General features: G+C 57.6%; 24 protein-coding genes, 2 tRNA genes and 6 pseudogenes. 7 read left to right on the top strand and 25 right to left on the bottom strand.

The features are described 5' to 3' along the window. Nucleotides 1-208 precede the first annotated feature (208 nt). Nucleotides 209-282: transfer RNA gene (locus tag JCM13583_RS10820), tRNA-Ile, on the bottom strand. A 125-nt stretch (nucleotides 283-407) separates the two neighbouring features. On the opposite strand from JCM13583_RS10820, the gene JCM13583_RS10815 reads away from it, so the two are divergent. Beyond that, nucleotides 408-614, top strand: a complete 207-nt coding sequence (locus tag JCM13583_RS10815; RefSeq protein ID WP_075057689.1) for a hypothetical protein — start codon at nucleotides 408-410, stop codon at nucleotides 612-614. Between the two features lie 89 nt (nucleotides 615-703). On the opposite strand, the gene JCM13583_RS10810 is transcribed toward JCM13583_RS10815, so the two are convergent. After that, entirely contained in the window at nucleotides 704-1507 is an 804-nt protein-coding gene (locus JCM13583_RS10810; RefSeq protein WP_171823615.1) for a DNA adenine methylase, read from the bottom strand. A 145-nt stretch (nucleotides 1508-1652) separates the two neighbouring features. Here JCM13583_RS10810 and JCM13583_RS10805 point away from each other — a divergent pair, with 145 nt between their 5' ends. Further along, nucleotides 1653-2462 carry a hypothetical protein gene (locus tag JCM13583_RS10805; RefSeq protein ID WP_171823614.1) on the top strand — a complete coding sequence of 270 codons (810 nt, stop codon included), beginning with the start codon at nucleotides 1653-1655 and terminating at the stop codon, nucleotides 2460-2462. 60 nt (nucleotides 2463-2522) lie between these two features. Here the strand turns inward: JCM13583_RS10805 and JCM13583_RS10800 are convergent, their stop codons facing one another. The 6 genes from JCM13583_RS10800 to JCM13583_RS10780 form a co-directional block, all read right to left on the bottom strand. Then, nucleotides 2523-3020 carry a PD-(D/E)XK nuclease family protein gene (locus JCM13583_RS10800; protein ID WP_162509838.1) on the bottom strand — a complete coding sequence of 166 codons (498 nt, stop codon included), beginning with the start codon at nucleotides 3018-3020 and terminating at the stop codon, nucleotides 2523-2525. Nucleotides 3021-3057: 37 nt separating this feature from the next. Then, on the bottom strand, nucleotides 3058-3450 hold the full coding sequence (locus JCM13583_RS10795) for a hypothetical protein (RefSeq protein WP_162509837.1): 393 nt from the start codon (nucleotides 3448-3450) through the stop codon (nucleotides 3058-3060). Continuing rightward, nucleotides 3447-3683, bottom strand: a complete 237-nt coding sequence (locus tag JCM13583_RS13335) for a hypothetical protein (protein ID WP_162509836.1) — start codon at nucleotides 3681-3683, stop codon at nucleotides 3447-3449. Before JCM13583_RS13335 ends, JCM13583_RS10795 begins: the two co-directional genes overlap by 4 nt. Continuing rightward, nucleotides 3625-3822: a hypothetical protein gene (locus tag JCM13583_RS10790; protein ID WP_075057684.1), complete on the bottom strand. Its 198-nt coding sequence runs from the start codon at nucleotides 3820-3822 to the stop codon at nucleotides 3625-3627. Before JCM13583_RS10790 ends, JCM13583_RS13335 begins: the two co-directional genes overlap by 59 nt. Before the next feature lie 211 nt (nucleotides 3823-4033). Continuing rightward, entirely contained in the window at nucleotides 4034-4423 is a 390-nt protein-coding gene (locus JCM13583_RS10785; protein ID WP_075057683.1) for a hypothetical protein, read from the bottom strand. A gap of 3 nt (nucleotides 4424-4426) precedes the next feature. Next, complete coding sequence (locus tag JCM13583_RS10780) at nucleotides 4427-4819, bottom strand: DUF302 domain-containing protein (protein ID WP_075057682.1); 393 nt, start codon at nucleotides 4817-4819, stop codon at nucleotides 4427-4429. 108 nt (nucleotides 4820-4927) lie between these two features. Here JCM13583_RS10780 and JCM13583_RS10775 point away from each other — a divergent pair, with 108 nt between their 5' ends. Beyond that, nucleotides 4928-5935: an aldo/keto reductase gene (locus JCM13583_RS10775; RefSeq protein WP_171823613.1), complete on the top strand. Its 1008-nt coding sequence runs from the start codon at nucleotides 4928-4930 to the stop codon at nucleotides 5933-5935. Nucleotides 5936-6677: 742 nt separating this feature from the next. Here the strand turns inward: JCM13583_RS10775 and JCM13583_RS10765 are convergent. The 7 genes and pseudogenes from JCM13583_RS10765 to JCM13583_RS13325 form a co-directional block, all read right to left on the bottom strand. After that, the gene (locus tag JCM13583_RS10765; protein ID WP_075057680.1) at nucleotides 6678-7148 is read right to left on the bottom strand and encodes a hypothetical protein; all 471 of its coding nucleotides are present in this window, start codon (nucleotides 7146-7148) and stop codon (nucleotides 6678-6680) included. Continuing rightward, a complete protein-coding gene (locus tag JCM13583_RS10760) occupies nucleotides 7145-7741 on the bottom strand; it encodes a hypothetical protein (protein WP_162509835.1) in 597 nt (198 codons plus the stop codon). The genes JCM13583_RS10765 and JCM13583_RS10760 overlap by 4 nt, the downstream gene beginning before the upstream one ends. Further along, nucleotides 7741-10181, bottom strand: a pseudogene (gene gyrA / locus JCM13583_RS10755) (DNA gyrase subunit A). The gene JCM13583_RS10760 and the pseudogene gyrA overlap by 1 nt, the downstream one beginning before the upstream one ends. Before the next feature lie 41 nt (nucleotides 10182-10222). After that, a pseudogene (locus JCM13583_RS10750) lies at nucleotides 10223-12110 on the bottom strand (DNA gyrase subunit B). Between the two features lie 128 nt (nucleotides 12111-12238). Continuing rightward, nucleotides 12239-12488: pseudogene (locus JCM13583_RS10745) on the bottom strand (hypothetical protein). A gap of 37 nt (nucleotides 12489-12525) precedes the next feature. After that, entirely contained in the window at nucleotides 12526-13122 is a 597-nt protein-coding gene (locus tag JCM13583_RS13330) for a Gfo/Idh/MocA family oxidoreductase (RefSeq protein WP_162509834.1), read from the bottom strand. A gap of 5 nt (nucleotides 13123-13127) precedes the next feature. Then, the gene (locus tag JCM13583_RS13325; protein ID WP_171823612.1) at nucleotides 13128-13433 is read right to left on the bottom strand and encodes a Gfo/Idh/MocA family oxidoreductase; all 306 of its coding nucleotides are present in this window, start codon (nucleotides 13431-13433) and stop codon (nucleotides 13128-13130) included. Between the two features lie 158 nt (nucleotides 13434-13591). Between JCM13583_RS13325 and JCM13583_RS10735 the strand changes: the two genes are divergently transcribed. The 3 genes and pseudogenes from JCM13583_RS10735 (at nucleotide 13592) to JCM13583_RS10725 (ending at nucleotide 16659) form a co-directional block, all read left to right on the top strand. After that, entirely contained in the window at nucleotides 13592-13792 is a 201-nt protein-coding gene (locus tag JCM13583_RS10735) for a DUF1059 domain-containing protein (RefSeq protein ID WP_075057678.1), read from the top strand. Between the two features lie 108 nt (nucleotides 13793-13900). Next, nucleotides 13901-14896: a 50S ribosome-binding GTPase gene (locus tag JCM13583_RS10730; protein WP_075057677.1), complete on the top strand. Its 996-nt coding sequence runs from the start codon at nucleotides 13901-13903 to the stop codon at nucleotides 14894-14896. After that, nucleotides 14859-16659 (top strand): annotated as a pseudogene (locus JCM13583_RS10725) (glutamate--tRNA ligase). The gene JCM13583_RS10730 and the pseudogene JCM13583_RS10725 overlap by 38 nt, the downstream one beginning before the upstream one ends. On the opposite strand, the gene JCM13583_RS10720 reads toward JCM13583_RS10725, so the two are convergent. From JCM13583_RS10720 to JCM13583_RS10710, 3 genes and pseudogenes are all read right to left on the bottom strand, one after another. Further along, nucleotides 16549-16800: a PRC-barrel domain-containing protein gene (locus JCM13583_RS10720; RefSeq protein ID WP_075057676.1), complete on the bottom strand. Its 252-nt coding sequence runs from the start codon at nucleotides 16798-16800 to the stop codon at nucleotides 16549-16551. The pseudogene JCM13583_RS10725 and the gene JCM13583_RS10720 sit on opposite strands and share 111 nt — an antisense overlap. Nucleotides 16801-16885: 85 nt before the next feature. Then, nucleotides 16886-17458: pseudogene (locus JCM13583_RS10715) on the bottom strand (GMP synthase subunit A). Continuing rightward, entirely contained in the window at nucleotides 17459-18391 is a 933-nt protein-coding gene (locus tag JCM13583_RS10710; protein WP_075057675.1) for a transcription initiation factor IIB, read from the bottom strand. Nucleotides 18392-18856: 465 nt separating this feature from the next. Here JCM13583_RS10710 and JCM13583_RS10705 point away from each other — a divergent pair, with 465 nt between their 5' ends. Further along, entirely contained in the window at nucleotides 18857-19801 is a 945-nt protein-coding gene (locus tag JCM13583_RS10705) for a transcription initiation factor IIB (protein WP_075057690.1), read from the top strand. On the opposite strand, the gene JCM13583_RS10700 is transcribed toward JCM13583_RS10705, so the two are convergent. From JCM13583_RS10700 to JCM13583_RS10680, 7 genes and pseudogenes are all read right to left on the bottom strand, one after another. Further along, nucleotides 19802-20020 (bottom strand): hypothetical protein, encoded by a 219-nt coding sequence (locus tag JCM13583_RS10700; protein WP_075057674.1) that lies wholly within the window; start codon nucleotides 20018-20020, stop codon nucleotides 19802-19804. Beyond that, entirely contained in the window at nucleotides 19998-20543 is a 546-nt protein-coding gene (locus JCM13583_RS13320; protein ID WP_162509832.1) for an aldo/keto reductase, read from the bottom strand. The genes JCM13583_RS10700 and JCM13583_RS13320 overlap by 23 nt, the downstream gene beginning before the upstream one ends. Further along, entirely contained in the window at nucleotides 20516-20725 is a 210-nt protein-coding gene (locus tag JCM13583_RS13315) for an aldo/keto reductase (RefSeq protein WP_171823611.1), read from the bottom strand. Before JCM13583_RS13315 ends, JCM13583_RS13320 begins: the two co-directional genes overlap by 28 nt. A gap of 28 nt (nucleotides 20726-20753) precedes the next feature. Next, nucleotides 20754-21023 (bottom strand): aldo/keto reductase, encoded by a 270-nt coding sequence (locus JCM13583_RS13310; protein WP_162509830.1) that lies wholly within the window; start codon nucleotides 21021-21023, stop codon nucleotides 20754-20756. 47 nt (nucleotides 21024-21070) lie between these two features. Next, complete coding sequence (locus JCM13583_RS10690) at nucleotides 21071-21463, bottom strand: hypothetical protein (RefSeq protein WP_075057673.1); 393 nt, start codon at nucleotides 21461-21463, stop codon at nucleotides 21071-21073. A gap of 251 nt (nucleotides 21464-21714) precedes the next feature. Continuing rightward, nucleotides 21715-22375: pseudogene (locus JCM13583_RS10685) on the bottom strand (cyclase family protein). A 366-nt stretch (nucleotides 22376-22741) separates the two neighbouring features. Further along, nucleotides 22742-22826 (bottom strand) — tRNA-Leu (locus tag JCM13583_RS10680). Between the last annotated feature and the right edge of the window lie 63 nt (nucleotides 22827-22889).

The following is a 22889-nucleotide window of genomic DNA, read 5'->3' as shown; positions in this document are numbered from 1 at the left end:
TCACGGTGGAGATGCCCAGTCCGTGAGGGGGGGTAGTTCACCCCCCCAGCCAGAATACAAGTTAACCTGGCGGTTAAGAGGCTAAATAAACACACGCTCCTCTAAACCAAGATGGCCAGTTCCTCTCCCATGTTTTAGATCCCCCCCTGTCTCTGACCTTGACAAGTCGCGCAGAGACATGCCACCCTTAAAATGAACTGGCGCAGAGTGGGGCTGACCGGGTTTGAACCGATGACCACCTGGTTATGAGCCAGGCGCTCTGCCAGGCTAAGCTACAGCCCCCCCTCTGTGCTGATGCTGATATAACTAAACATTTTAAATTTTTCGAGACGCCCACGGTCTGCATTGCGACCGGTGGGCCACTGATGCGAACGTTTATATATAATCCAGAGCGTACATGTCAGGTAATGAGCAGACACCTGGCTGCCATGGTGGCTCCAGTGGAGGGCCTCGGGATAGTCATCGCGGCCATGACTATGGAGGCAATAGGCCACCCGAACCTCTCCTTCCTGCTGAACCTGGCCATGGCCCTCGGCGTGGCCCTTATAGGCTACACCTCATGGCTCACGTACCGGCTTTTCAGGAAAAGGGAGAGCGGGATAAGGGCCCTCTAGGCCTCACCTTGCGCCTGAGTTCGCCGGGAGTGGCACGGGCCTGAGGTATTCGCTCAGAGCAGAGGGTGCAGGCTCGTAGTTTGTTATTATCAACTCGCCCATCCCCCCCTTCCTGCCTCCAGCCATATTCCCGTTATCTCCCCCCCTAGGCTGTACCGCATGATGTGGAACTCAGAGTACGTGTCCACCAGCCCTTCGTTCCATGGGCTGCTCACGACCACCATAACCCTCCTGTCCGTCAGCTGCCTGACTGTGCGTAGGAGCCTCTCCTGTTCACGTGCACTGAAGCCCCCCCCTGGCATGTGGCTGAACGATCCTGAGCTGTTCAGAGAGGATACAGAGGGGGGATCAAAATAGACCAGATCGCCTTCAGCCGCATCCTGGACGGCGGCCTCAAAATCCATGTGCCTTATCTCTACACTCCCGAGCATCCTGGAGAACTCCATAACTGCATCCCAAGGCGGGATGTTCAGGGTGTCATAGTTGCCGAACGGCACGTTGTACAGGCCCCGCGAATTTACCCTCCAGAGCCCGTTGTACCCCTGCCTGTTCAGGTAGAGGAAAAGGGCTGCCCTCTCCACAAAGTTCCCACCGCTGAGCCTGAGCCTGTTGAACCTGCGCCTGGCTGAGAGGTAATACCTCCTCTCGTTCCTGAAGGAGAGCCTCTCCATCACAGCCCTTATCTCATCGGGCCTGTCCCTTATGACCTCGTAGAGGTTTATCAGGTCTGGGTTGGTGTCCGATATCACTGCCCTGGTCACCCTCCCGGTTGAGTAGAGGTGAGATAGGACTAAAGCACCGCCCACAAAGGGCTCATAGTAGGCCCCCCCCAGCTGGAGGGGGGGAAAACGCTGAGCAGGGCCGGAATGACATGCTTCTTTGATCCGGCCCACTTCACTATGGGTTCCACCACGGAGTGATAAAATTCACCTCTCTATTAATTCTTGCGCCCTGGCATGAGATCCCATGCCAGCGAAATGAATGGTGCCACCGTGGATAAGGTTAAGTGCCCGGCAGTGCAATATCCCAAGGATGCTGGTGAGACAGATTCCCGGTATCCTCGACAGGGAGATATCGTTCACCCTCATAGGTGAAGAGCCGGTGGCAATGGCATCCAGGCGCCTGGGCATAAACTGCCCCGTGGGCCTCGTCATAGACAGGCCGAGCCCCTACATAATGGTGGCAATGAACGACCGGGGGGGCAAGAGGGAGGTCAAGATATTCTCAGAGTCCCTGGGCGCCAGGTCTGTGGCCGGCACCTGGATCCTAAAGGAAGGGATCGAGAGGCGCGAGATAGGGGACGCGATCTCCAGGCTTGTGAGCATACCCAGCGTGGTCGTGGGCCCGGTGGTGCTGGCCAACGGCACGTACCATGCCACATTCTACTATTCCTCATGCGATTCGGAGAGGGTCTCAGAGATATCACTCGAGATCTTCTCCGGAGTCGATGGTCTGGATTTGACTTACATGGGGCCGGCAAGGGACCCTGTGCAGACCCTGAGGTCTGAGAGCGTGGGCCACTCTTTCTTCTATTCCGAGTTCACATGCAAGCCTGCAGACGATGTCGTTGGCCAGAGGAACATCTTCGGCCGTGACTGGGTGCGCATCGTCAAGGGCGTTTTCACCGGCAGGGACCTCATGGCCATCTACCGCCCGGATGGGTCAGGGTGCCCTGTCTTCATGCCGAGCCCGAACGAGGGCCTCTCGAGGTTCAACTGGATAAGCATGGACGAGAGCTTCGTGCCACTGCTGAGCGTCCATGAATCCAGGGGGGAGAGACCATCAGGGTTGGCTCCGTTTTCCTTGAGACTTTCAAGAGGCCATACCTCCTCTCCCTGGCCAGGATAAGGGAGATCTTCCCTGGATGGGACTTCACGCTGTGCTCACTGCAGGAGATAGAGAACTGAGTCAGCGGAGTTGCATAGATGCCACGAGAGCCGCGTGCAGGCCCTCCCTCACGGGCCTCTGCCTCCCTATGTCCAGGAGGAGCCTCTCCGGGTCTTCCTTCCAGAACAGGTACCTCTCCAGGGCCCTCCTGAGGATTGCCTTTACCCCCTCGTCCTGCTCCAGCACCATGAGTTCCGGCCATATCCTGCCCGTGTTCACCGTGCCACGCAGCGACACATATGCCAGGCCCGTGAACACCCTGTCCTTGCTCACAGAGGAGTTCATGGAGAATAGATCCCGGTAGAGCTCCAGCTGCACCCTGTGCCTGTGCCACCGTTCCTGCGTCCTGTCTGTCTTGTAGTCCAGTATGAGGTAGTTGTGCCCGTCAGAGAAGACCGCGTCGATCCTGCCCTCTATGTCCATACCCTGCCCTGTGCCTAAGACGGCCTCCAGCGGGCCCAGCACGCGCTGCTCTGCGGAGACCTGCCTGAAGCCCATTGACTCCAGGTATTCAATCACGGACACAGTGTTCCTGAGTATGTATGCCTCGATGCCCTCAGGTTCGCTGACGGCCTCGCCCCCTGAAGAGCGCTTCTGCCCTCCTGTGAACGCGCTCGCCCATCCTGGTGGCCTGGTTGCCCGTGTCCATTTTCAGCACGTAGCGCTTGAAGAAGAGGTAGGGGGGGTCCTCCGTGGCCTCAAGCAGGGTGTACGAAAGTGTTGTCTTCCTCTCAAAAAAGGCCCTGGCCCTCTGGACCAGGGATTCCATGCCCTGCCTACCTATAACGGGCAGGCTCACCTGTCCCTGTCTCTGTGCCGGTACCGCTCGGTTTGCTGACTGGGAAATGGCTCTCAGAACCTCTGAGGAAACTGCGGGCCATTCGCCGTATCCCATGGCGAACAGCACAGAGTTGAGCGCATCGGAGACAAGCACGGACTGTATATTCATCCCCCCCACCGTCGGGGGGGCGCCGGAAGGGGGGGGCAGGTGCACATGTCGAAGAGCCTGAGGCCGTTGAGGGACGTGGGGGGGGAGCCAACAGATATGTATGTGAGGAGATCCAGCTCCAGACCGGCTGTGCTGGCCTCCTCGATGAGGCCACCGATCACTGTGGCAGCGGCTTCATATGGGCCTCCAATGCGCCTGGCTCTCTCCAGAACACCATGTATTCCCTGTTCCACCTCGCTGGGATTCATGCCCTGTCCCCCCCCTGGTGCCGAGGAGTTCGTCCAGGTCAAGGACTGTCCTCTCGCCCTCATCTCTGCCAAGGAGCCTGCGCAGCTGCAGCACCACCTCCCTCCTGGCAGTGCTGTAGCCCACGGGTGATGGGGGGTGCCGATGCCAGGTCTTCGAGGGCGCCGTGGTGCAGCGATACGATCACTCCACTATCGCCCCCCCCACCGTATTCCGCACGGGAGAAGAAGTTCAGAGAGACCTGGCTCCCGGGGCCAGTGCTCCCCCCCTCGACACAAGCCTCCCGAGAGGGTTGAGGTAAATGAAGGACCTGTGGAGGAGGAGCGCATCCCAGGCATCAGCGTACACCGAGAGGCCCGTGATGGCCCCCAACGTAGTCCCTGTAGAGTGAGATGAAGCCTCTCAGGAAGGCCTCCTTCTCCTCCGCGGTCACGCTCTCCCTCTCCCTCTTCATTGCTAACTGGAACTCCAGGGCCTTATCCATGTCCACAGATTCAGGCGTTATGCCGAGGGCCTTCATCAGCGTGAACGCCTGCTGGATCGAGGGCACAACCTTTGAGTGTATGTACTCGTCGGAATAAAAGAGGAGGTTGCTCCTGCGCAGGGATTCCGCTATTATGTACCGCTGCACGTTTGCAGGCACCCTCCTTGCCGTCCTGGTGGCGCCGGGCAGGTCCCATAGGGGGATCACCCGCCCCCCCTCAGGGCCGGTGATCTGGACGATCATCCGTCAGTTGCCCCCCCTCAGGCCGTCCAGGATTTCCTCGAGCTCCCTCTCATATTTCCTGACCAGGCTGCCGTCGCCGCCCAGGTGCGCCTTCTCCATTTCTGACACCAGGACAAGCGAGACCCTTGAGCCGGTGCCGCTCTGGGAGATCGTTATCTTGCACGGGAGCAGCATGCCCATGCTCTCGTTGTATGTCATCAGCTCCATTGCAGCCTGGGGGGGCTTGCACACGTTCAGTATGTAGTATGGCTTGAAGTCACTGTTGAAGTTCTTCCTCAGTATGGTGTGCATCTCCACGTAAGAGAGGAGCACGTAGCCCTTTTCCCTGAGCCTCTGCGAGAGTGCGCCGAAGGCCTTATCCGGGTCCATGGGCGATGTCACGGTGTAGTCGAGCATGGGCAAGTTATTGGACGAATATAGATAAGGGTGTCCATTCCAGCGGGAGGGCAGTGCATCTGAAGTTTCCTATAAGGTTTAATGCATCTCCCCCCCTATTGAGGGTGCATGGCCTTCATGATAGGCAGCGACAAGGTTGGCGAGATAGGCTTTGGCACGTGGGGCCTCGGTGGCACGAGCACGGCATCATACGATAGGGACGGCGAGCACACCGAAATAATAAGGTATGCCGTTGAGAAGGGGGGGCTCAAAATGGTCGATACTGCGGAGATGTACGGGGGGGCAGGGCACACGGAGGAACTTGTCGGAAGGGCCATAAAGGGCATCCCCCAGGGAGGACGTCTTCGTCGTGTCCAAGGTCTGGCCAACGCACCTGCACTACGACGACGTCATAAGGGCTGCCAGGGCGAGCCTGAGGAGCTCGGGCTCAGCTACATAGACCTCTACCTCATCCACTGGCCGAACAGCGAGGTGGACATAGCCGAGACGATTTCCGCCATGGAGAAGCTGGTGGACGAAGGTGTTACAAGGTACATAGGAGTGAGCAACTTCACCATAGATGACCTGGAAAAGGCCCTGCCGGCCACCAAGAGGCACGATATAGTGGCTAACCAGATAAAGTACAGCGTGTTCCACAGGGAACCGGAGGAAAAGCTCATACCGTTCTGCAGGTACAATAAGATCACCGTGATAGCGTATTCCCCCCCGCTCAACAGAGGTAACGGCCTTCAGGAACACAGGCTGGCAGAGGTCGCCTCTGCCAGCGGCATGACCCCCCCTGTACAGGCTGCCCTGTGCTACGTGAAGAGGCAGGCCATGCCAATACCGAAGGCCTCCAGGAAGGAGCATGTCGACGAGATAGCGGGGGGCCATCGGAAGGGAGCTTGGAGAGGACGCCTACAGGCAGCTCAGAGAGATTTAGGCCCTCATATAGACCCTGACACCGTTTTCGGTTTCCAGCCTCAGCGTGCCTGTGGCCACCATGTGCCTCAGGTGCGCCTCGGCCTCCGCTATCGCGAATATCTTCTGGTTTATGTCCAGACCAGAGAGGCCGACGCCCCCCCTCTTCCACGGGATCGAATCTGCCACCTGGTACGCTGTCTTCTTCTCTCCTAGGACGGAGAGGATCTGGGAAGAGCGCAGGGTGTGGTGCTCCATTATCCTCCTGGCCCTTCCTGCCGGGTCCTGGAAGGGGGGGGCCCGTGGCAGGGTACGCCACCCTGGATACGGCTGAGGAGAATGCACTGAGGCTCTCCAGGTAACTGCCAAGGTAATCCACCTCCATGTCGTAGAAGGATATGTTTGGCGTGATCCTCTCAAGGATATGGTCCCCGGTTGCCACCTCGCCTGTGGAAGTATCAAAGAGGCACAGCGATGACGGGGGGTGTGGCCAGGGTAGACCACGGCCTCAAGGGATGTGCCTGGTATCCTGAACCTGGTGTCCACGAGTATGTCGAACTCCATCCTGCTGTATGTGCCGTACCCACGCACCATGGGATGGAGTGATGTCATCTGCGAGACCAGGCTTTCCGGCACTCCCAGGGCTGCAAACTCCTCCGAGATCTCCCTCGTAAAGGAGTTTATGTCCTGTGCCGCCCTGTAGACGATCTCGGCGTCCTTCCTGCCCATAATCGTCTCAGCGCTGAGCCTCTCTGAGAGGTGCGCGAACCCACCTATATGGTCTATGTGCATATGGGTGAAGAGGACGTAGTCCAGGCCACCGTCCAGTAGGCCGCTACCAGATATCTGCGCAGCACCCTGCCTGTCCATGGAGGCGTCCACCATCACCCTTCTGCCCCCCCCGGAATCGAAGAATATGACAGTGGCCGTCCTTAGTGCGGGTATGGGTATCTGGACTTCAAGCCACCGGGCTGACATGGATCGCTGTATCCCTGATGCTTATTTGAATGGAACGGGGAATCAGCAGATCTCCCTTGCCATGATGACTATGTCGTTCACCACAGCTGCAGCCGTCTCCAGTGGCCCGTCCCTCTCTGACCTTACCATCAGCTTCCCGTTGTTCTCCGTCTCGATAATGTAGGCCAGGGATTCCTCTGGCAAGGAGAGAAGGGGGGTCCTCCTGTGAGAGTTCCTCGACCCTGGATTCCGCCCTCACACGGCCGCCTTCCACGGACACTGTGGAGACCATCCTTGAGCTGCTCCTGTAGCGCTTACCCTCATCTATGCCCTCGTAGTAGAGGTCATTAAGCGACATGGAGAGGCCGAAGAGCGAATTGGCCAGTATGACCGTCTTCCTGGCCGCGTCCAGGCCGGAGGTGTCGTCCCTGTAATCCGTCTCTGCCACGCCCATGCTCTGTGCGTACTTCACAGCTTCCTGGAAGCTGTGCCCCCCCTGGCCATCATCCTCATGACCAGATTCACGGTGAGGCTCACTATGCCCCCCCTGAACGATATCACCTCCGATGGCGTGATGCAGTAGTCCCTGAAGCTGAAGAGCGGCACGCCGCCTGCAACAGTTGCCTCGTACCTGATCATCTTTCCCCCCCTGCTGGCTGCCTCTTCCATTATCTGGGCCCAGTGGAGGGCCAGGGGGGGTGCCTTGTTTGCAGTCACGACGTGGCGACCCTTCCTGAAAGCCTTCATGTATATGTCCCTGCCCCCCCTCACGCCGTCCTGCGTTGCCGGCATCAGGTCAACGATCACCTCGTTGTCTATGTCAAATATCTCATCGAACGAGATGGTCTTAGCCTCCGCCCTCGAAAGGTTGCCAGAGGCCTTGGCCTCTATCACCTCCCCCCCCAGGTCGAGACCGTTGGGCTCGAACACAGTTGTCCTTGAATCCGAGACGGAGACGACGTTTATGTCCACCCTGTACCTGGACCTGAAGACATCCCTCTTCTCCTTCAGTATCCTGAGGAGATTCAGGCCCACGTTGCCTGCGCCCAGGACGGATATGTCCATCACTCCTCACTCCTTTCTTCCTCGTTCCTGTCTATCAGGGAGACCTCCGTCACGGCGTCCCCCCCCTCCTCCAGGGACATGAGCTTGACGCCCGATGCGGCCCTGGAGAGTTCCCTTATGTCCGATACCCTTATCCTTATGGACTTGTCATTCCTCGTCACTATCAGGACCTCACTGTCGTCCCACACCGGTATGACCTTTATCAGCCTGCCCGTCCTCTCGTTCTGCTTCGCTGCGTTCACGCCTGACGTGCCCCCCCTGTGGGACACCCTGAACTCCTCTATCGATGTCCTCTTCCCTATGGCGTTCTCGGTCACCGTGAGCACGCTCTGGCCCTCCTCCACGAAGAAAGCAGCGATCACCCTCTCCTTTTCGTCCAGCCTTATGGCCCGTACCCCCCCCATGGACGTGCGGCCGGTTGGCCTCACCTCTGACGTGTTGAACATTACGGCCTTGCCTGAAGACGAGACCACCATGATGTTCCTGTCAGCCTCAGTGTGCTCCACCGCCACGACCTCATCGTCCTCGGTGAGCGTGATTATCCTGATGCCGGAGCTCCTCATCTCCGCTATGCCCTTCATCTCCGTCTTCTTTATCAGGCCCCCCCTCCTGGTCACCAGCACGAGGAAGCCACCGTTGGTGTCCGGTGCCCTCATGATCTGTGTGACTGTCTCCCCCCCTTCGGCCAGGTGAAGGAGCACGCCAGCCGATGTGCCCACGGACCTCTTGTTCTTCTTCTCGATCTCATAGGCCACGCCCCCCCTCAGCACCCGCCCTGTGTTTGTGAAATAGAGGATCGTGTCGTGGGAGGAGCACACCACCATGCTCTTGACAGTGTCCTCCTTCCTCACGGAGGTGGTGCTCCCCCCCTTGCCTCCCCCCCTCCTCTGCGACCTGTACTCCTGCAGTGGCACTCTCTTGAGGAGCCCGTTCTCGCTCAGCACTATGACGTCGTCCTCCCTCGGTATCAGGTCCTCCAGGGAGCGGGTACCGGCCTCCCTCTCCAGCACCATGCTCCTCCTCTCGTCACCGTACCTCTCCCTAATCTCCTCCATTTCCGACACCAGGATCTGGCGCCTTGCCTCCTCGTCCTCTGATATCCTCCTCAGCTCGACTATCCTCCTCCTGGCCTCCTCCAGGTCGCTGGCCACCTTCTCCCTCTCCAGGGAGGTCAGGCGCTGCAGCCTCATATCTAGTATGGCCTGGGCCTGTCCGTCGTCCAGCGAGAGCTCTTTCTTCAGGAACTCCCTGGCATCCTGTGCATCCCTTGAAGACCTGATACCTGCAATGACCCTGTCTATATCTTCCAGGGCCCTGTAAAGGCCTTCCAGGATGTGTTCCCTCTCCGTCTCCTTCCTCAGGTCGAAGAGTGCCCGCTTCCTTATCACATCCATCCTGTGCGATATGTATGCGTCCACAAGCTGCAGGAGGTTCAGCGTCTTCGGCTCGTTATCCACTAGCACGAGGTTTATGATGCCTATGCTCTTCTCGAGGTCGGTGTGCTCGTAGAGCTGGTTCAGTATCAGATCTCTCATGCCCTCGTCCCTGATCTTTATGACAATCCTCATTCCCCCCCTCCTGTCACTCTCGTCCCTTATGTCCGTGATCCCCCCCGTTATGACCTCGCTCCTCACGTACTCGGCCACGTCCTCAATGAACTGGGCCTTGTTCACACCGTAGGGCAGGCTTGTTATGATGATCTTCCTGTCCTCAGAAAGGTCAACTTCGCCCTGGCACTTCACGCTGCCCTTCCCAGTCCTGTATGCCTCTATGAGTTCCCTGGTTCTAAAGACTATGCCCCCCCCGCCGGGGAAGTCAGGAGCCTTTATTATTTCGATGAGGTCGTCCACAGAGCAGTCGTGGTGCCTGACCCTGTGTATTATGGCGTCGCACACCTCCCTGAGGTTGTGGGGCACCATGTTTGTTGCCATGCCAACTGCTATGCCGGACGTTCCGTTTATGAGGAGGTTCGGCACCTTGGCTGGTAGGTACTGTGGCTCCATGAGCGAACCGTCGAAGTTCAGCATGAAAGGCACGGTCTCCTTGTCTATGTCCTCCATCATGTCCTCCGCGATCCTGGCGAGCCTTGCCTCCGTGTACCTCATTGCTGCAGGTGCGTCACCATCGATGGAGCCGAAGTTGCCCTGCCCGTCGATGAGGGGATACCTCAGCGAAAAGTCCTGGGCCATCCTGGCCAGTGTATCGTATATGGCAGCATCGCCGTGCGGGTGGTACTTACCCATGGTCTCGCCCACGATCCTCGCTGACTTCTTGTACGGCTTATCGTGCGTGAACCCGAGCTCGTTCATGGCGTACAGTATTCTCCTCTGCACGGGTTTCAGGCCATCCCTCACATCGGGTATGGCCCTGCTCACTATGACGCTCATGGCGTACTCGAGGTACGCGTCTTGATCTCGTTCTCAATGGGTCTCCTGTCCAAGCAAACACCTCTCTCCTAAACGCCTGATCCTGATAACCGGATCAGAGGTCTATGTTGACCACTGTCCTGGCGTACTCCTCTATGAACCTGCGCCTTGGCTCCACCTTCTCCCCCCATGAGGATGGAGAAGAGGTGGTCTGCATAGGCGGCGTCCTCTATGGTGACCTGCACGAGTTTCCTTGTGGCCGGGTTCATCGTTGTCTCCCAGAGCTGCTGCGGGTTCATCTCCCCCCCTAGACCCTTGAACCTCTGGATCACGCAGTTCTTGCCCATCTCGGCAGCAACCCTGTCCTTCTCCTTTTCAGTGTAAACGTACCTGACCTCACTGCCCTTCTGTATCCTGTAAAGGGGGGGCGGCTGCACGAAGTAGACGTTCCCGTTGGTTATGAGGTCCTTTGCATACCTGTAGAAGAAGGTCAGGAGCAGCGTCCTTATGTGAGCCCCGTCCACATCTGCATCTGTCATGATTATTATCTTCCCGTACCTGAGCTTGGCCAGGTCTATGTCGTCCTTGACGCCTGCACCGATGGCGGTTATGAGGTCGCGTATCACCTGGTTCGATATTGTCTTGAGGTCGTTGGCCTTCTCAACGTTGAGTATCTTTCCCCCCCTGAGCGGCAGGACTGCCTGGAACTCCCTGTCCCTGGCCTGCTTTGCGGAGCCACCTGCGGAGTCACCCTCCACTATGTAAAGTTCCGTGCGTGAAGGATCGTCAGAGGAGCAGTCGGCAAGCTTCCCCCCCGGGAGGTTGCGTCCGAGAGGGCCGACTTCCTCCTAACCAGTTCGCGGGCCTTCCTTGAGGCCTCCCTCGCCTGTGCGGCTGCTACCGCTCTCTTCACTATCTCCTCCGCCACGTTGGGGGAAAGCCTCGAAGTAGTCCTTCAGGAACCTCTCCGTGACGGACTGCACTGTGCCCTTGACCTCACTGTTGCCCAGCTTCGTCTTGGTCTGGCCCTCGAACTGCGGCTCAAATACCTTCACGTGCAGCACCGCCACAAGGCCCTCTCTTACGTCATCGCCAGTCAGCGATTCCACACCCTTGATGAGCGACCTGGACCTGGCGTAGTCCTGTATCACCCTGGAGAGGCCTGCACGGAAGCCGGCCACGTGTGTGCCGCCCTCCAGGGTGTTTATGTTGTTGACGAAGCTCTGTAGTATTTCCGCAGTCCCGGTGTTGTACTGCAGCGCGAACTCCACCACCGTCCCATCGCTCTCGCTCCTGTGGTATATCGGGTCCCTGTGGATCACGTTGAAGCCCTCGCCGAGGTACCTGACAAACTCAACGAGGCCACCCTCGAAATGAAGCACAGAGTCCTTGCCCGTCCTCCTGTCCGTGACATGGATCGTAACCTGCGGGTTGAGGAAGGCCAGGTCCCTCATCCTCTCCAGCACGGTATCGTAGGAGAAATCTGTGACCTCGAATATCTCCGGGTCCGGATAGAACTTTACTATGAAACCATGGGTGGGCTCCAGGCGTATTTCAACGTCCCTCAACAAATCCACTGTATTCCTCTCCGCGAAGCCCACGCTCTTGAGGCCCCCGTCCGGCACACCGCGGTTGAATACCTCGTAGTAGAGGGTATCTCCCTTCTTCACCACTGCGATGAGCCTCGACGACAGTGCGTTCACCACATGCACGCCGACGCCGTGGAGGCCTCCGGTGATCCTGTAGACCTTCTTGTCGAACTTGGCCCCCCCGCTGTGAAGCTCAGTAAGGACTATCTCCAGGCCGGGCCTCCCGTACTTGGGGTGTATGTCCACAGGGATGCCCCCCCTGCCATCGTCCTCCACAGTCACGGAGCCATCGCTGCCGAATATGATGGATATGTTTGAGCAGAAACCTGCCATGGATTCGTCTATGCTGTTGTCCACGACCTCGTATATGAGGTGGTGAAGGCCCCCCCTCTCGTCCGTGGAGCCTATGTACATGCCGGGGGACCTTCCTGACGGCCTTCAGGCCTTCCAGTATCTGAATCTGTGAAGAATTGTACTCCTCCATGACCCTACCACACTCTCCTTTCTCACATTCCAGAACATTTAATAATTTTCTCCAGTGGTTACTGGCTTTCCTTCCTGACGGTGAGGTGCACCTCGCCGGAGGCCTCCTCCATGTCCAGGAGGCGGAGTCTTGTGGTCCTGGCCATGCCATCGAAGACGTTCCTCGAGTAGGGGGAACTTCTCCTTCAGTAGCAGGATCTTGGCGTCCTGGCCAGGGTCGAGCTGGAAGTAGAGTGCCTTCATGACACTCTTGAGGTAATTGAAAGGATCGCCACCGCATGATATGTTCCTCTGGTCCTCCACTATCATAAAGGAATATTGAATGGTGAGAGATAACCTTTGACCCTCAGGCAACACCCGCATGCCTGTATATATCAAGCACGCACCTGAGGTCCCGGAGGGCCACCTCTGGCTTCATCTCGGGCTCCGTGCCCTCACGCACTGCCCTGAAGAAGGCCTCCATCTCGGCCCTGAAGACGTCGGCGTGCTCCAGGGCGACCTTCTTCCCGTTGACCACGGGGTCACCGTAGACGTAGTTCCTGCCGCTCCTGAAGTCCCCCCCCTGCTTGCGTGTTGACGGATCCTCGTATATGCTCCCCCCCTCGGTGCCTATAACCTCGAAGGCTGGAAGAGTTGGCGGATCCCTGTATGACCAGAGGTAGAGGAGTGTCCCATAAGAACCGTTGGCAAACTGCAGGTTCGCCACAGTTGTGTCCTCGCCCTCGATTATCCCAGCCACGTTCATGCTCCTGGCCGAGACGTAGGTGTAATCGCCCCCGAAGTTAAGCATGGTGTCGACATAGTGGATGCCGCCGTCTATCAGGGCACCTCCACCCATCTGAGACCTGAACAGCCTCCACCCGGTGCGCGTGAACAGCCTCTGGTCCCTCACGAGGATGAACTTAGGCGTCCCAACTGTCCCGGCCCTTATCTGCTCCATCACGTACCTCACCGTCGTATCGAAGTAGTACTGCTCAGCACCATGAGTACCTTGCGTGCCCTCTTCGCCTCTGCTATCATCTCCTCCCCCCCTTCCCTCACGGTAGTTGCGATTGGCTTCTCAACCAGCACATGCTTGCCCCTCCTAAGGGCCTTTACAGCGAACTCCCTGTGCAGGTTATGGGGGGGCACAACGAGGTCTATCATCTCCGCATCCGAGTTAAGTGCTTCCTCGAAGCTGCTGTAAACCTTCCTCACTCCGTACTTCGACCTTATCTCCTCCGCCACCGCCCTGTCCCTCTCAACTATACTCACGTCCACTCCGGAGATGGCGTTCAGGTGTACCTGCCCGAACCCCCCTTGCTCCCACCACCACGATTTCCATGCCTTGGTGAGGGCATGGAGTCATAAATTACCTTCGTACCACTTTTCCCGGTGGTATACGTTTATAATGAAATGAGGCATCTTGGGGTGTGAAGCGCTATCACTACAGGTGTGCCGATACTGGAAGGGAGTGCAGCTTCGAGTATGATGCTGGAAAGCCTGAGGACCTGCTGCCCAGGATAAGGATGCACGAGAGGTACGCCCACGGCCACTACGAGATACCGGAGGACCTGATGGCGAAGATAAAGTCTGCCTTCACGGAGTACGAGAAGGAAGAGGCAAAGACCTGAGGCTTGATGGTGCCACAGCCGGGCCTGAGTGTGTCCCATCGCTCCTCATACTGCCCGCTGGCAGGCTATACCCCCCCAACATTTAATTGACACTTGCCATAGACCTGCGTGTTGGTCAACATCAAGACTGTGCTCACCGCGCAGGAGATAATAGACAAGGCCTTCCTCAGGGCCTCCAGGATAGAGGAGCCGTACTTCCCGAAAAAGGTCGATAAGATCAAGAGGGAAGTGATGGACAGGATCTCCACAATAGAGGCCACCAGTGCCCCCTACCTGAGAAAGCTGGTGAGGCAGTTTCCCACCCTTGAGAGGCTCCACCCCCCCTTCTACAGGGACCTCATCTCGTTAGTCTTCTCCGTGGACAGGTACAAGGTGAGCCTCGCAGGGATCGACTGGTGTGCCCAGAGGATAGAGGAACTTTCGTCCCACTACATCAGGATGGTCAAAAGGGCCACGGATGCCGGCGAGGCCCTGACCCTTATGAAGGGTTTCTACGGGCGTTTCGCGTCCCTGGTGAGGTCTCAGCAGCAGAACCTGGCCTTCCTCATTGAGTGCAGGAACTACATCAGATCGCTGCCGGACATCGATACAGAGTGCTTCACTGCCATCGTAGCAGGCATGCCTAACGTGGGTAAGAGCAGCCTGGTCTCGGCGCTCACCAGGGCGAGGCCAAGGGTGGCGCCATACCCTTTCACGACGCAGGAGGTGCACATAGGATTCCTAACCAGGGACTGGGTGCGCGTGCAGCTGGTAGATACCCCCCCGGGGATACTCGACAGGCCCATGGAGGAGAGGAACGAGATGGAGAGGAAGGCGGTACTCGCCCTCAGGGACATCGACGGCATTGTGCTGTTCCTCATTGACCACTCAGGCACATCCGGTTACACTGTGGAGCAGCAGGAGGGCCTTTACAGGGAACTCTCTGACATCCTGGGAAAGGAGGTCATAAGGGTGCAGAGCAAGTGCGACCTGAGCAGTGAGAGGAGGGAGAGGATATGCATATCTGCAACCACAGGATACGGTCTCGAGGAACTGAGAGGCCTGCTTCTCGAGAGAGGTGAACTGTTTGCCAGACAGAGAGCAGATCAGGCTGCACGCGCTTAAGAATGCATACCAGCACGGAGGAAAGGCCGATCCGAAGGCCGTCCTGAGCAAGGTCCTCGCGGAGAGCCCGGACCTGAGGAAGAGTGCAAAGGATCTACTTCCTGTTGTGAACGAGGTTGTCGAGGAGGTCAACTCGCTCGGCGCTGCAGAGATAGAGGAGATCCTGAGGAAGGAACACCCCGAGGCGCTCATCGCAGAGAAGAAGGAGCAGAGGCACGGGCTCCCGGACCTCCCGGGCGTGACGGGAAAGGTGGTCATGCGCATGGCGCCTTCTCCAAGCGGGCCCCCCCTCCACGTTGGCCACTCCAGGATGGCAATACTCAACGACGAATATGTCAGGAAGTACGGTGGGGAGCTGATACTCCGCATAGAGGACACGAACCCGAAGAACATAGACCCGAGCGCATACCAGCAGATACCCAGGGACCTGGCGTGGCTGGGAGTGCAGTTCACCTCCGTGGTCGTGCAGTCAGACAGGATGGAGCTATACTACGATGAGGCCAGGAGGCTGATCAGGAACGGCGGGATGTACGTGTGCAGCTGCGGGGTACAGGAGTTCAAGGAGAAGAGGCAGAAGGGGGGGATAGCCTGTCCCCCCCACCGCTCCCTGAGCGCAAGGGAGAACGAAGAGAGGTTCCAGGAGATGCTTGACGGCGGCTTCAGGGAGGGAGAGGCCGTTGCTGTTGTGAAAACCGACCTGGCACACCCGAACCCTAGCGTGAGGGACTGGATCGCATTCAGGATCATAGAGAGAGAGCACCCGAGGCAGGGCAGGAAGTACAGGGTGTACCCCATGATGAACTTCTCGGTCGCTGTGGATGACCACCACCTGGGCCTTACCCATGTGATAAGGGGGGGCAAGGACCACCTGAACAACACGGAGAAGCAGAAGTACATATTCAGGTACAACGACTGGCCGCTGCCAGTATACTTCCACTACGGCCTGATACACATACCGAACACTGTCCTCAAGACATCGACAATAAAGAAGGGCATAGCGGACGGGAGCTACTCAGGCTGGGACGACGTGAGGCTCGGCACGATCCTGGCCCTGAGGAAGAGGGGGGGCTACGTCCCTGCAACGTTCAGGCGGTACTGGATCGAATCTGGCCTCAGGGAGAGCGATGCTGAGTTCTCGTGGGACATATTCAACGCAATGAACAAGGACAGCATAGACGCGGCAACACCCAGGGGGGGGTTCTTCGTGCCCGACCCGGTCATGTTGAAGGTGGAGGGCCTGCCCGAATGCGATGTGACGATCCCCCCCAACCACCCCCCCACAAACAAGTCACTGGGGGACAAGGAAATACAGGATGAGCGCATCGAGGGGGGGCGTCTATGTGGATGCGTCCGACCTGGCCCAGGTGCCGGATGGCAAGGCCTTCAGGCTCAAGGACTTCTGCAATGTTGTTAAAAGGGGCCACCGGCTGGAATTTGCGGGCTTCGAACTCAGGGAGAAGGGGATCAGGATAGTCCAGTGGGCTCCAGAGCCTGCAATAGACCTGACAGTGCACATGCCGGACGGGAGAAGGATAACAGGGAAGGCAGAGCAGGCCCTTGGCTCCGTTGACGGGACTGTCCAGCTGGAGAGGTTCGGGTACGCCAGGGTACTGGGAATAGAGGGGGCAGGCGTTCTTCCTGCACAGGTGACGTCAGTCCTTTGGCTTCCTCACGTACTGGGGAAAACGCCTGAGAAGGATCACGTCACCCACCGCCTTTATCCACCCGTAAGGCACGGAGACCGCGACTCCATCCTCCACTAGCTTGCTGTTCGTCCTCGATATGTATAGGCCGTAGATCCTGAGGCCGTCGATGTCCACTATGAGGTCGTCCACGTTGCCAACCACGATGCCCTTGTCGGTGTACACTGTCATGCCTATGAGGTCAGTCACATGCGATAGCATCCCAATACCTCTCCGGTGCGATATAAAATTGGATACGATATAAATGTTGGCTCAGGTAGAAAGAGGATCCGTGCCCCCCCGCAGTTCACCTGTGGCACTCCTGGAGGAAGTTCCTGAAGATGTCAACACCGTGCTCCGTGTGCTCAACCTCAGGGTGGAACTGGACACCGTAGATTGGCCTGGTCTTGTGCGTGAAGGCCTGCACCCTGCATGTTCCGGACGATGCGTTCAGCTCGAACACTTCAGGCAGCCTCTTGATCTCGTCGTTGTGGTTCTCCCAGACGCTCATGCGCTCCGGCATGTTGGAGAAGATGCCGCTCTTTTTGCGAAGACCACCTCCTTCTTCCCGAACTCCGGCTCGCACCCGGGCCCACCTCACCCCCCCCGAAGTGCAGTGCTAGGAACTGGGCACCGACGCATATGCCGAGTATAGGGTAGCTGTGCTCGTCCACGTACCTGCCCACGTTTCCCAGTTTGGAGAGCTCGCTCTGTATGCTTGGGCCCCCCCGCCAGAGAGCACCAGGCCGTCCAGGCCGTCCAGTTCGTGACTGTCCACCGTGTTGGGCACTATCCTTGTCTCCGCCCCCCCCAGGTCACGGAGCACGCGCCATTCCCTGTGAGTCCACTGGCCGCCGTTGTCAACTACGTAGACCCGCATCTACTCCATACCGGGTATGCCGAGTATCTTGCTTATCTCCTTGTACCTGTTCCTTATGGTTACCTCTGTGACGCCTGAGACCCTCGCTATCTCCTTCTGGGTCCTCGGCTTACCAACTATGACGGAGGCGATGTATATGGACGCTGCAGCGACACCCGTTGGCCCCTTCCCTGATGATATGCCGGCCTCTATGGACTTCCTCACGATCTCCTCGCTCACCACTATGGCCTGCTTGTCCAGATCGAGCTTGTTGCAGAACTGGGCAACGTAGGAATACGGTGTCGTTGGCTTCAGGTTCAGGCTGAGCTCCTTGGCCAGGTGCCTGTAGGCCTTCCCGATCTTCTTCTTGTTCACATCAGAGGCCTTGGATATCTCGTCCAGAGTCCTCGGGAGGTTTACCTTCCTGCACGCCGCATATATGGACGCACAGACGATGCTCTCGATGCTCCTACCCCCCCTGATCAGGTTCTTCTCCACGGCCTTCCTGTAAATGAGGGCAGCTGTCTCCTTGATGTCCTTAGGGATACCCATCTTCGCACCGATGTCGTTGAGCATCTGCAGGGCCATGGACAGGTTCCTCTCTGCTGCATTCGATACCCTGATCCTCTGGTGCCACTTCCTGACCCTGTATATCTGTGCCCTGTTCTTATGCGGTATCCTCTTCCCATAATAGTCCTTGTTTGACCAGGATATCTCCGTCGCCAGGCCCTTGTCATGGCTCAGGAACGTCATGGGCGACCCTGTCCTGGCACGTCTATCATCCTGCTCGGAGTCAAAGGCACGCCACTCCGGTCCCTGGTCGATGAAGGAGTCCTCCACGACCATGCCGCAATCGTTGCAGATCAGCTCGCCCCCCCTTTCATAGTCCCTTACCAGGTGTTCCGAGTTGCACTCGGGGCACCTTTTAGATAACTCATCTCCCTGTGAAGCCATCTCAACACCCTGAATAATTTATGAATTTCAGACATATCATCTGGTATTAAACCTTTTTTGTAGGTTCTAAACGAAAGACATGTGTATGCATAACCGCGATTATAAATGAGTGGTTTACAAATGCCAGTTGAAAACCACCAGCGATCCCGGATGAACAAATTTTGAGATCAATGCTTTAATATCAAGATAGCTCGAATTAATAATCTTACGTAACGTTTATATACTTTACTTTGATCCTTGCATGCTGATGCTGGAGAAGTGTGAAGTGGTAAGCAGGGTCGGCCAGGAGATCGTGGTGAGGGTCCACAACTGTGTGAAGATGCATGCAAGGGTCTTCGACGCAACAGGAGGGAGGTTGGCAGGGTAATAAGGGTGTTCGGGCCCGTTGCTTCACCGTATGCCCTTGTGGCACTTAACCAGCAGGCTGATGCTGATGGGTTGTTCATCAGGTGTTAGGTGGTGGATATGGTGGATGAGAAGAAGAGGAATATTGAGGAGATAACCAAGTGCCCGGAGTGCGGTTCTTCGCAGCTTGTCAGGGACTATGAGAGAGGTGAGCTCATATGCAATAGCTGTGGCCTTGTCATAGACGAGAGCTACATCGACCAGGGTCCAGACTGGAGAGCCTTCGATGCAGAGCAGAACGAGAGCAGGGCCAGGACCGGCTCGCCCATGACCTTCACGATACACGACAAGGGACTTTCCACGGACATATCCTGGAAGAACAAGGACTCCTATGGCAAGTCGATACCCACGAGGAACAGGGCCCAGCTGTACAGGCTGAGGAAGTGGCAGAAGAGGATCAAGGTATCCAACGCGGCGGAGAGGAACCTCTCCCAGGCACTGCAGGAGCTTGAGAGGATGGCCTCGAACCTCAGCATACCGAACGATGTCAGGGAGACCGCCGCTGTGTTCTACAGGAGGGCAGTGAAGCAGAACATGATCAGGGGGAGGAGCATCGAGGGAGTCGTTGCGGGTGCCATCTACGCTGCATGCAGGGCCACCGGAGTGCCCAGGACGCTCGATGAGATCGCGTCCGTGACGAGGGTGAAGAAGAAGGAGATCGGCAGGACATACAGGATAATGAGCAGGTACCTCAAGCTTAACATCATGCCATCAAAGCCAGAGGACTACGTGAACAGGTTCTGCAGCAAGCTGAAGCTCTCAATGGAGGCCAGGAAGAAGGCATCGGAGATACTGAAGATGGCGGAGGAGAACGACCTCACATCAGGCAAGGGGGGGCCCACAGGAGTGGCCGCAGCGGCCATATACATAGCTTCCCTCATGACGGGCGAGCGCAGGACACAGAGGGCGGTTGCAGAAGTGGCGGGCGTCACTGAGGTAACCATAAGGAACAGGTACAAGGAGTTAACGGAGAAGCTGCAGCTGACTGTGGAGCAGGAAGCGTAGTCATATTTCCATTGTTTCCTTCACCAGGTCGTAGAGGTTCAGGAACTCCTCTGCAAGTGAGTAAATTGAGACCGGGGAAATCCCCCCCTCTACCTTTATCACAACCCTGTGATCCTCACAGTTGACCTGTGTGCCGGGCCAGTTGTCGGGCCCCCCCACGGAGGCGCTGAAGATACCGCATGCGTTTTCCGGGTCTTCAAAGCGTATCGTCAGGTCCATAGAGCCCACAGAGCCTGGAAACTGCCCATTCCGGAAGCGACACATCTATCGCCTCAACGTCCTCCAGCAGCTGTTCCTCTCTTGATACGCCGATGAGCGGTACTATGCTTATCCCTAGCCTCCTCTGCATGCTCAGGATCCAGGCGAGCGAAAGCTGGGCTGGGGTTATCCCAAGGTCGCTGGCGGTCTCGGACACCACTGATGCGGCCCTCCTGTGCCTCTCGACCTCCTCCCTCATTTCAGGTGTGTACTCGGCCCTGGAAAGCCCACCGGAATCCTTGAGGTACTTTCCAGTGAGTATCCCCCCCTGGGCAAGCGGCACATATGCTATCATGGTCATCCTCCTTGACCTCATCAGGGGCACCAGGCGCCTCTCAACGTATCGTGTGACTATGTTGTAGGCCTCCTGCGCGGAGACCGGCCTCTCGTAGCCCGACCTCTCCGAGACCTCGATCATCCTCTTCACCATGTACCACGGGTGGTTGCTTACCCCCCCTATGTAGTGCACCATCCCTGAATGCACGGTATCGTTGAGGGCCCCCCCATTACCTCCTCCTCGTCAGTGTGGGGGTCAGGCCAGTGCACCTGGTAGAGGTCTATGTAGTCTGTCCCGAGGCGCCTCAGGCTCTCCCTGACCTGCCACATGATGTGCTTCCTGGAGAGGCCCCCCCCGCCGTTCGGGAATGTCTCCACCTCGGCCCTCACCTTCGTGGCAATGAAAAGCGATGCCCTGTCATGGCCCCCTCATGAATTCGCCGAGTATCCTCTCGGAGTTCCCGCTCTTCTCAGGGTGCAGGTGCGTCTCGCTCACTGTCCCGTGGTACGTGTTGGCTGTGTCGAAGAAGTTTATGCCCAGGTCGTAGGCCCTCTTAAGAATGGCCATTGTCCTCTCCCTGTCCACCCTCAGTATCCCGTCCTCGTACCTGTCGGTTGACGGCGGGAGGTGCCACGTGCCTATGGCTATCTGCGACACTCTCGCGCCACCGATGTCCGTGTACCTCATACCATGGTCAGTGCAGGGCCGGATATAACCTGCTGAGTTCCTGCTGTTTACACTGCCATGGCCCTCAGCTGGTTCAGCAGCTCCTTCTCCACGTGCTCTGTGAACAGCATCTCCGGTACGTCCACGAACAGGAACAGGTCTGACAGGAGTAGCACCTCAACGGCAGTGACGGCTATGTTCTGTAACAGCTTCCCGATACCCACGTTCACCTTCACCATGCCGTCTCCTGCACTCTGGAACGTGAATGTCAGTGCCCTGTCCGCTGCAACTATGTCCCTCAGTATGCCACCCTTCCTGGCCTGGATGATCGCACCGGTGTCCGATATATTGCTCTGTGTCTTCCACCCCCCCTGGCCCACAAGAAAGTTCTCAAATTCCGTGGCCAGTTCCTTAAGGCTCTTGCTTGTCGTCAGTGTGATCTCCTTCCTGAAGAAACCCATGGGCCAGCTATCTGAACCGTGAGATTTGAACTTTGCAGATACCCCCCCTCACACTCCCCCCCACATGCTTGCCCCCCCATGCACCAGGGGAAACCCAGACGGGGGGGACGGTGGCCTGGTCAATCCGGCCCGCCCATGAACCCCCCCGTATTCGGTTGGAGAGTGCCCCCCCCGGCCTGTTGCCTTGGCCTGCATGACAGGTGCTGCACTGAACTCGCTGAGGCTTCAGTCCCGGTTGTGCCCCCCCTGCATCAATCGGCATCGATGGCAATCACCCTCGCCATGGAGCCACTGGCTCCCCCCCTGAGCTTCAGGGGCAGTGCCACTATCAGGTATGGCTTCCCGATTTCCAGCAAGTGAAGGTTGGCCATGTCCTCGATGAAGGTTATCCCGTACCTCTCAAGCCCCCCCTGTGCACAGGGAATCCCTGGTGTGAGGCGGGCTCTATGCCAAGGGTGTCGATCCCGATGAGCTTTGTCCCGTGCTCGCCGAAGAAGTCCACGGTGTCCTCCGCCAGCCCTGGAAACCCGTACTGCCATTCCTGCGTCCTTGACCTCTTCCTGTCCCAGCCAGTGTTTATAAGGATGGCCTTCCCGTCGTACTCGGGCTTCCACACGGCCCTTATGGCATCGATGTGTATCTCGTTGTCAGTTACCCTGGGCCTGATGCAGTAGCCCTCCTGCACAAGTTCCGATAGGTCAATCCTGTCAACGCTGGCGCCCTGCCGGTACATGTGAAGGGGGGGCGCATCCAGGTGCGTTCCGTGTGTGTGGAGGAACTGTAGATCTCCTCCTTGTAGCCGTCCTTCTCGAACGTGCACATGTCCTTCAGGACGATCTCTGGATTTGTTGGCCACGTCGCCATACCGGGTTCAATTGTCACCGAAAGATCAATAATTTTGTTGATCTTCATTGCCATTCCATGAAAATAATATTTTTTAATATTTCGCAGGAAGGCACGGAGAAGCCTGCAGGGTGGCCGTTATGGAAAGTGGGCCGGGGGGGTGTTACGATGGAGGCATGGGAGGTGCAGGATGGCGGGCCTATGGGTGGCCCCCGATCCTGTCCCGGAGGAAGTTAAACTCACTGTAATTGCGTCACCAGCACAACACCCGTGCACCCACAGTTTGCACCAGGCCATGGTTGCAGATCCCTTCGCTCCTGCCCTGCAGTAGAAGGAGACCGGGGGGGGACAGCGGCAATTGGCCTCCCTTGCCCGCCCATACCTTTTTCAATTGTGGAAACAGTGTAAACAGATGAAAATAATTAATCAGAGGCATGCGGAGGGCCGGATTCGAACCGGCGAACTCCTGTGAGAGCAGATCTTGAGTCTGCCGCCTTTAACCTGGCTCGGCAACCTCCGCCCACCTCTGAATAGTTGTGCTGCTTTTAACTCTAATGGGGGGTTAAGGGGGACGAAAGTTCCA

The sequence above is a fragment of the Thermogymnomonas acidicola JCM 13583 genome (assembly GCF_001316105.1).
Classification (GTDB): Archaea; Thermoplasmatota; Thermoplasmata; order Thermoplasmatales; family Thermoplasmataceae; genus Thermogymnomonas; species Thermogymnomonas acidicola.
Note: the sequence above shows the minus strand (reverse complement) of the source record. Positions and strands in the feature narration are given on the sequence as shown.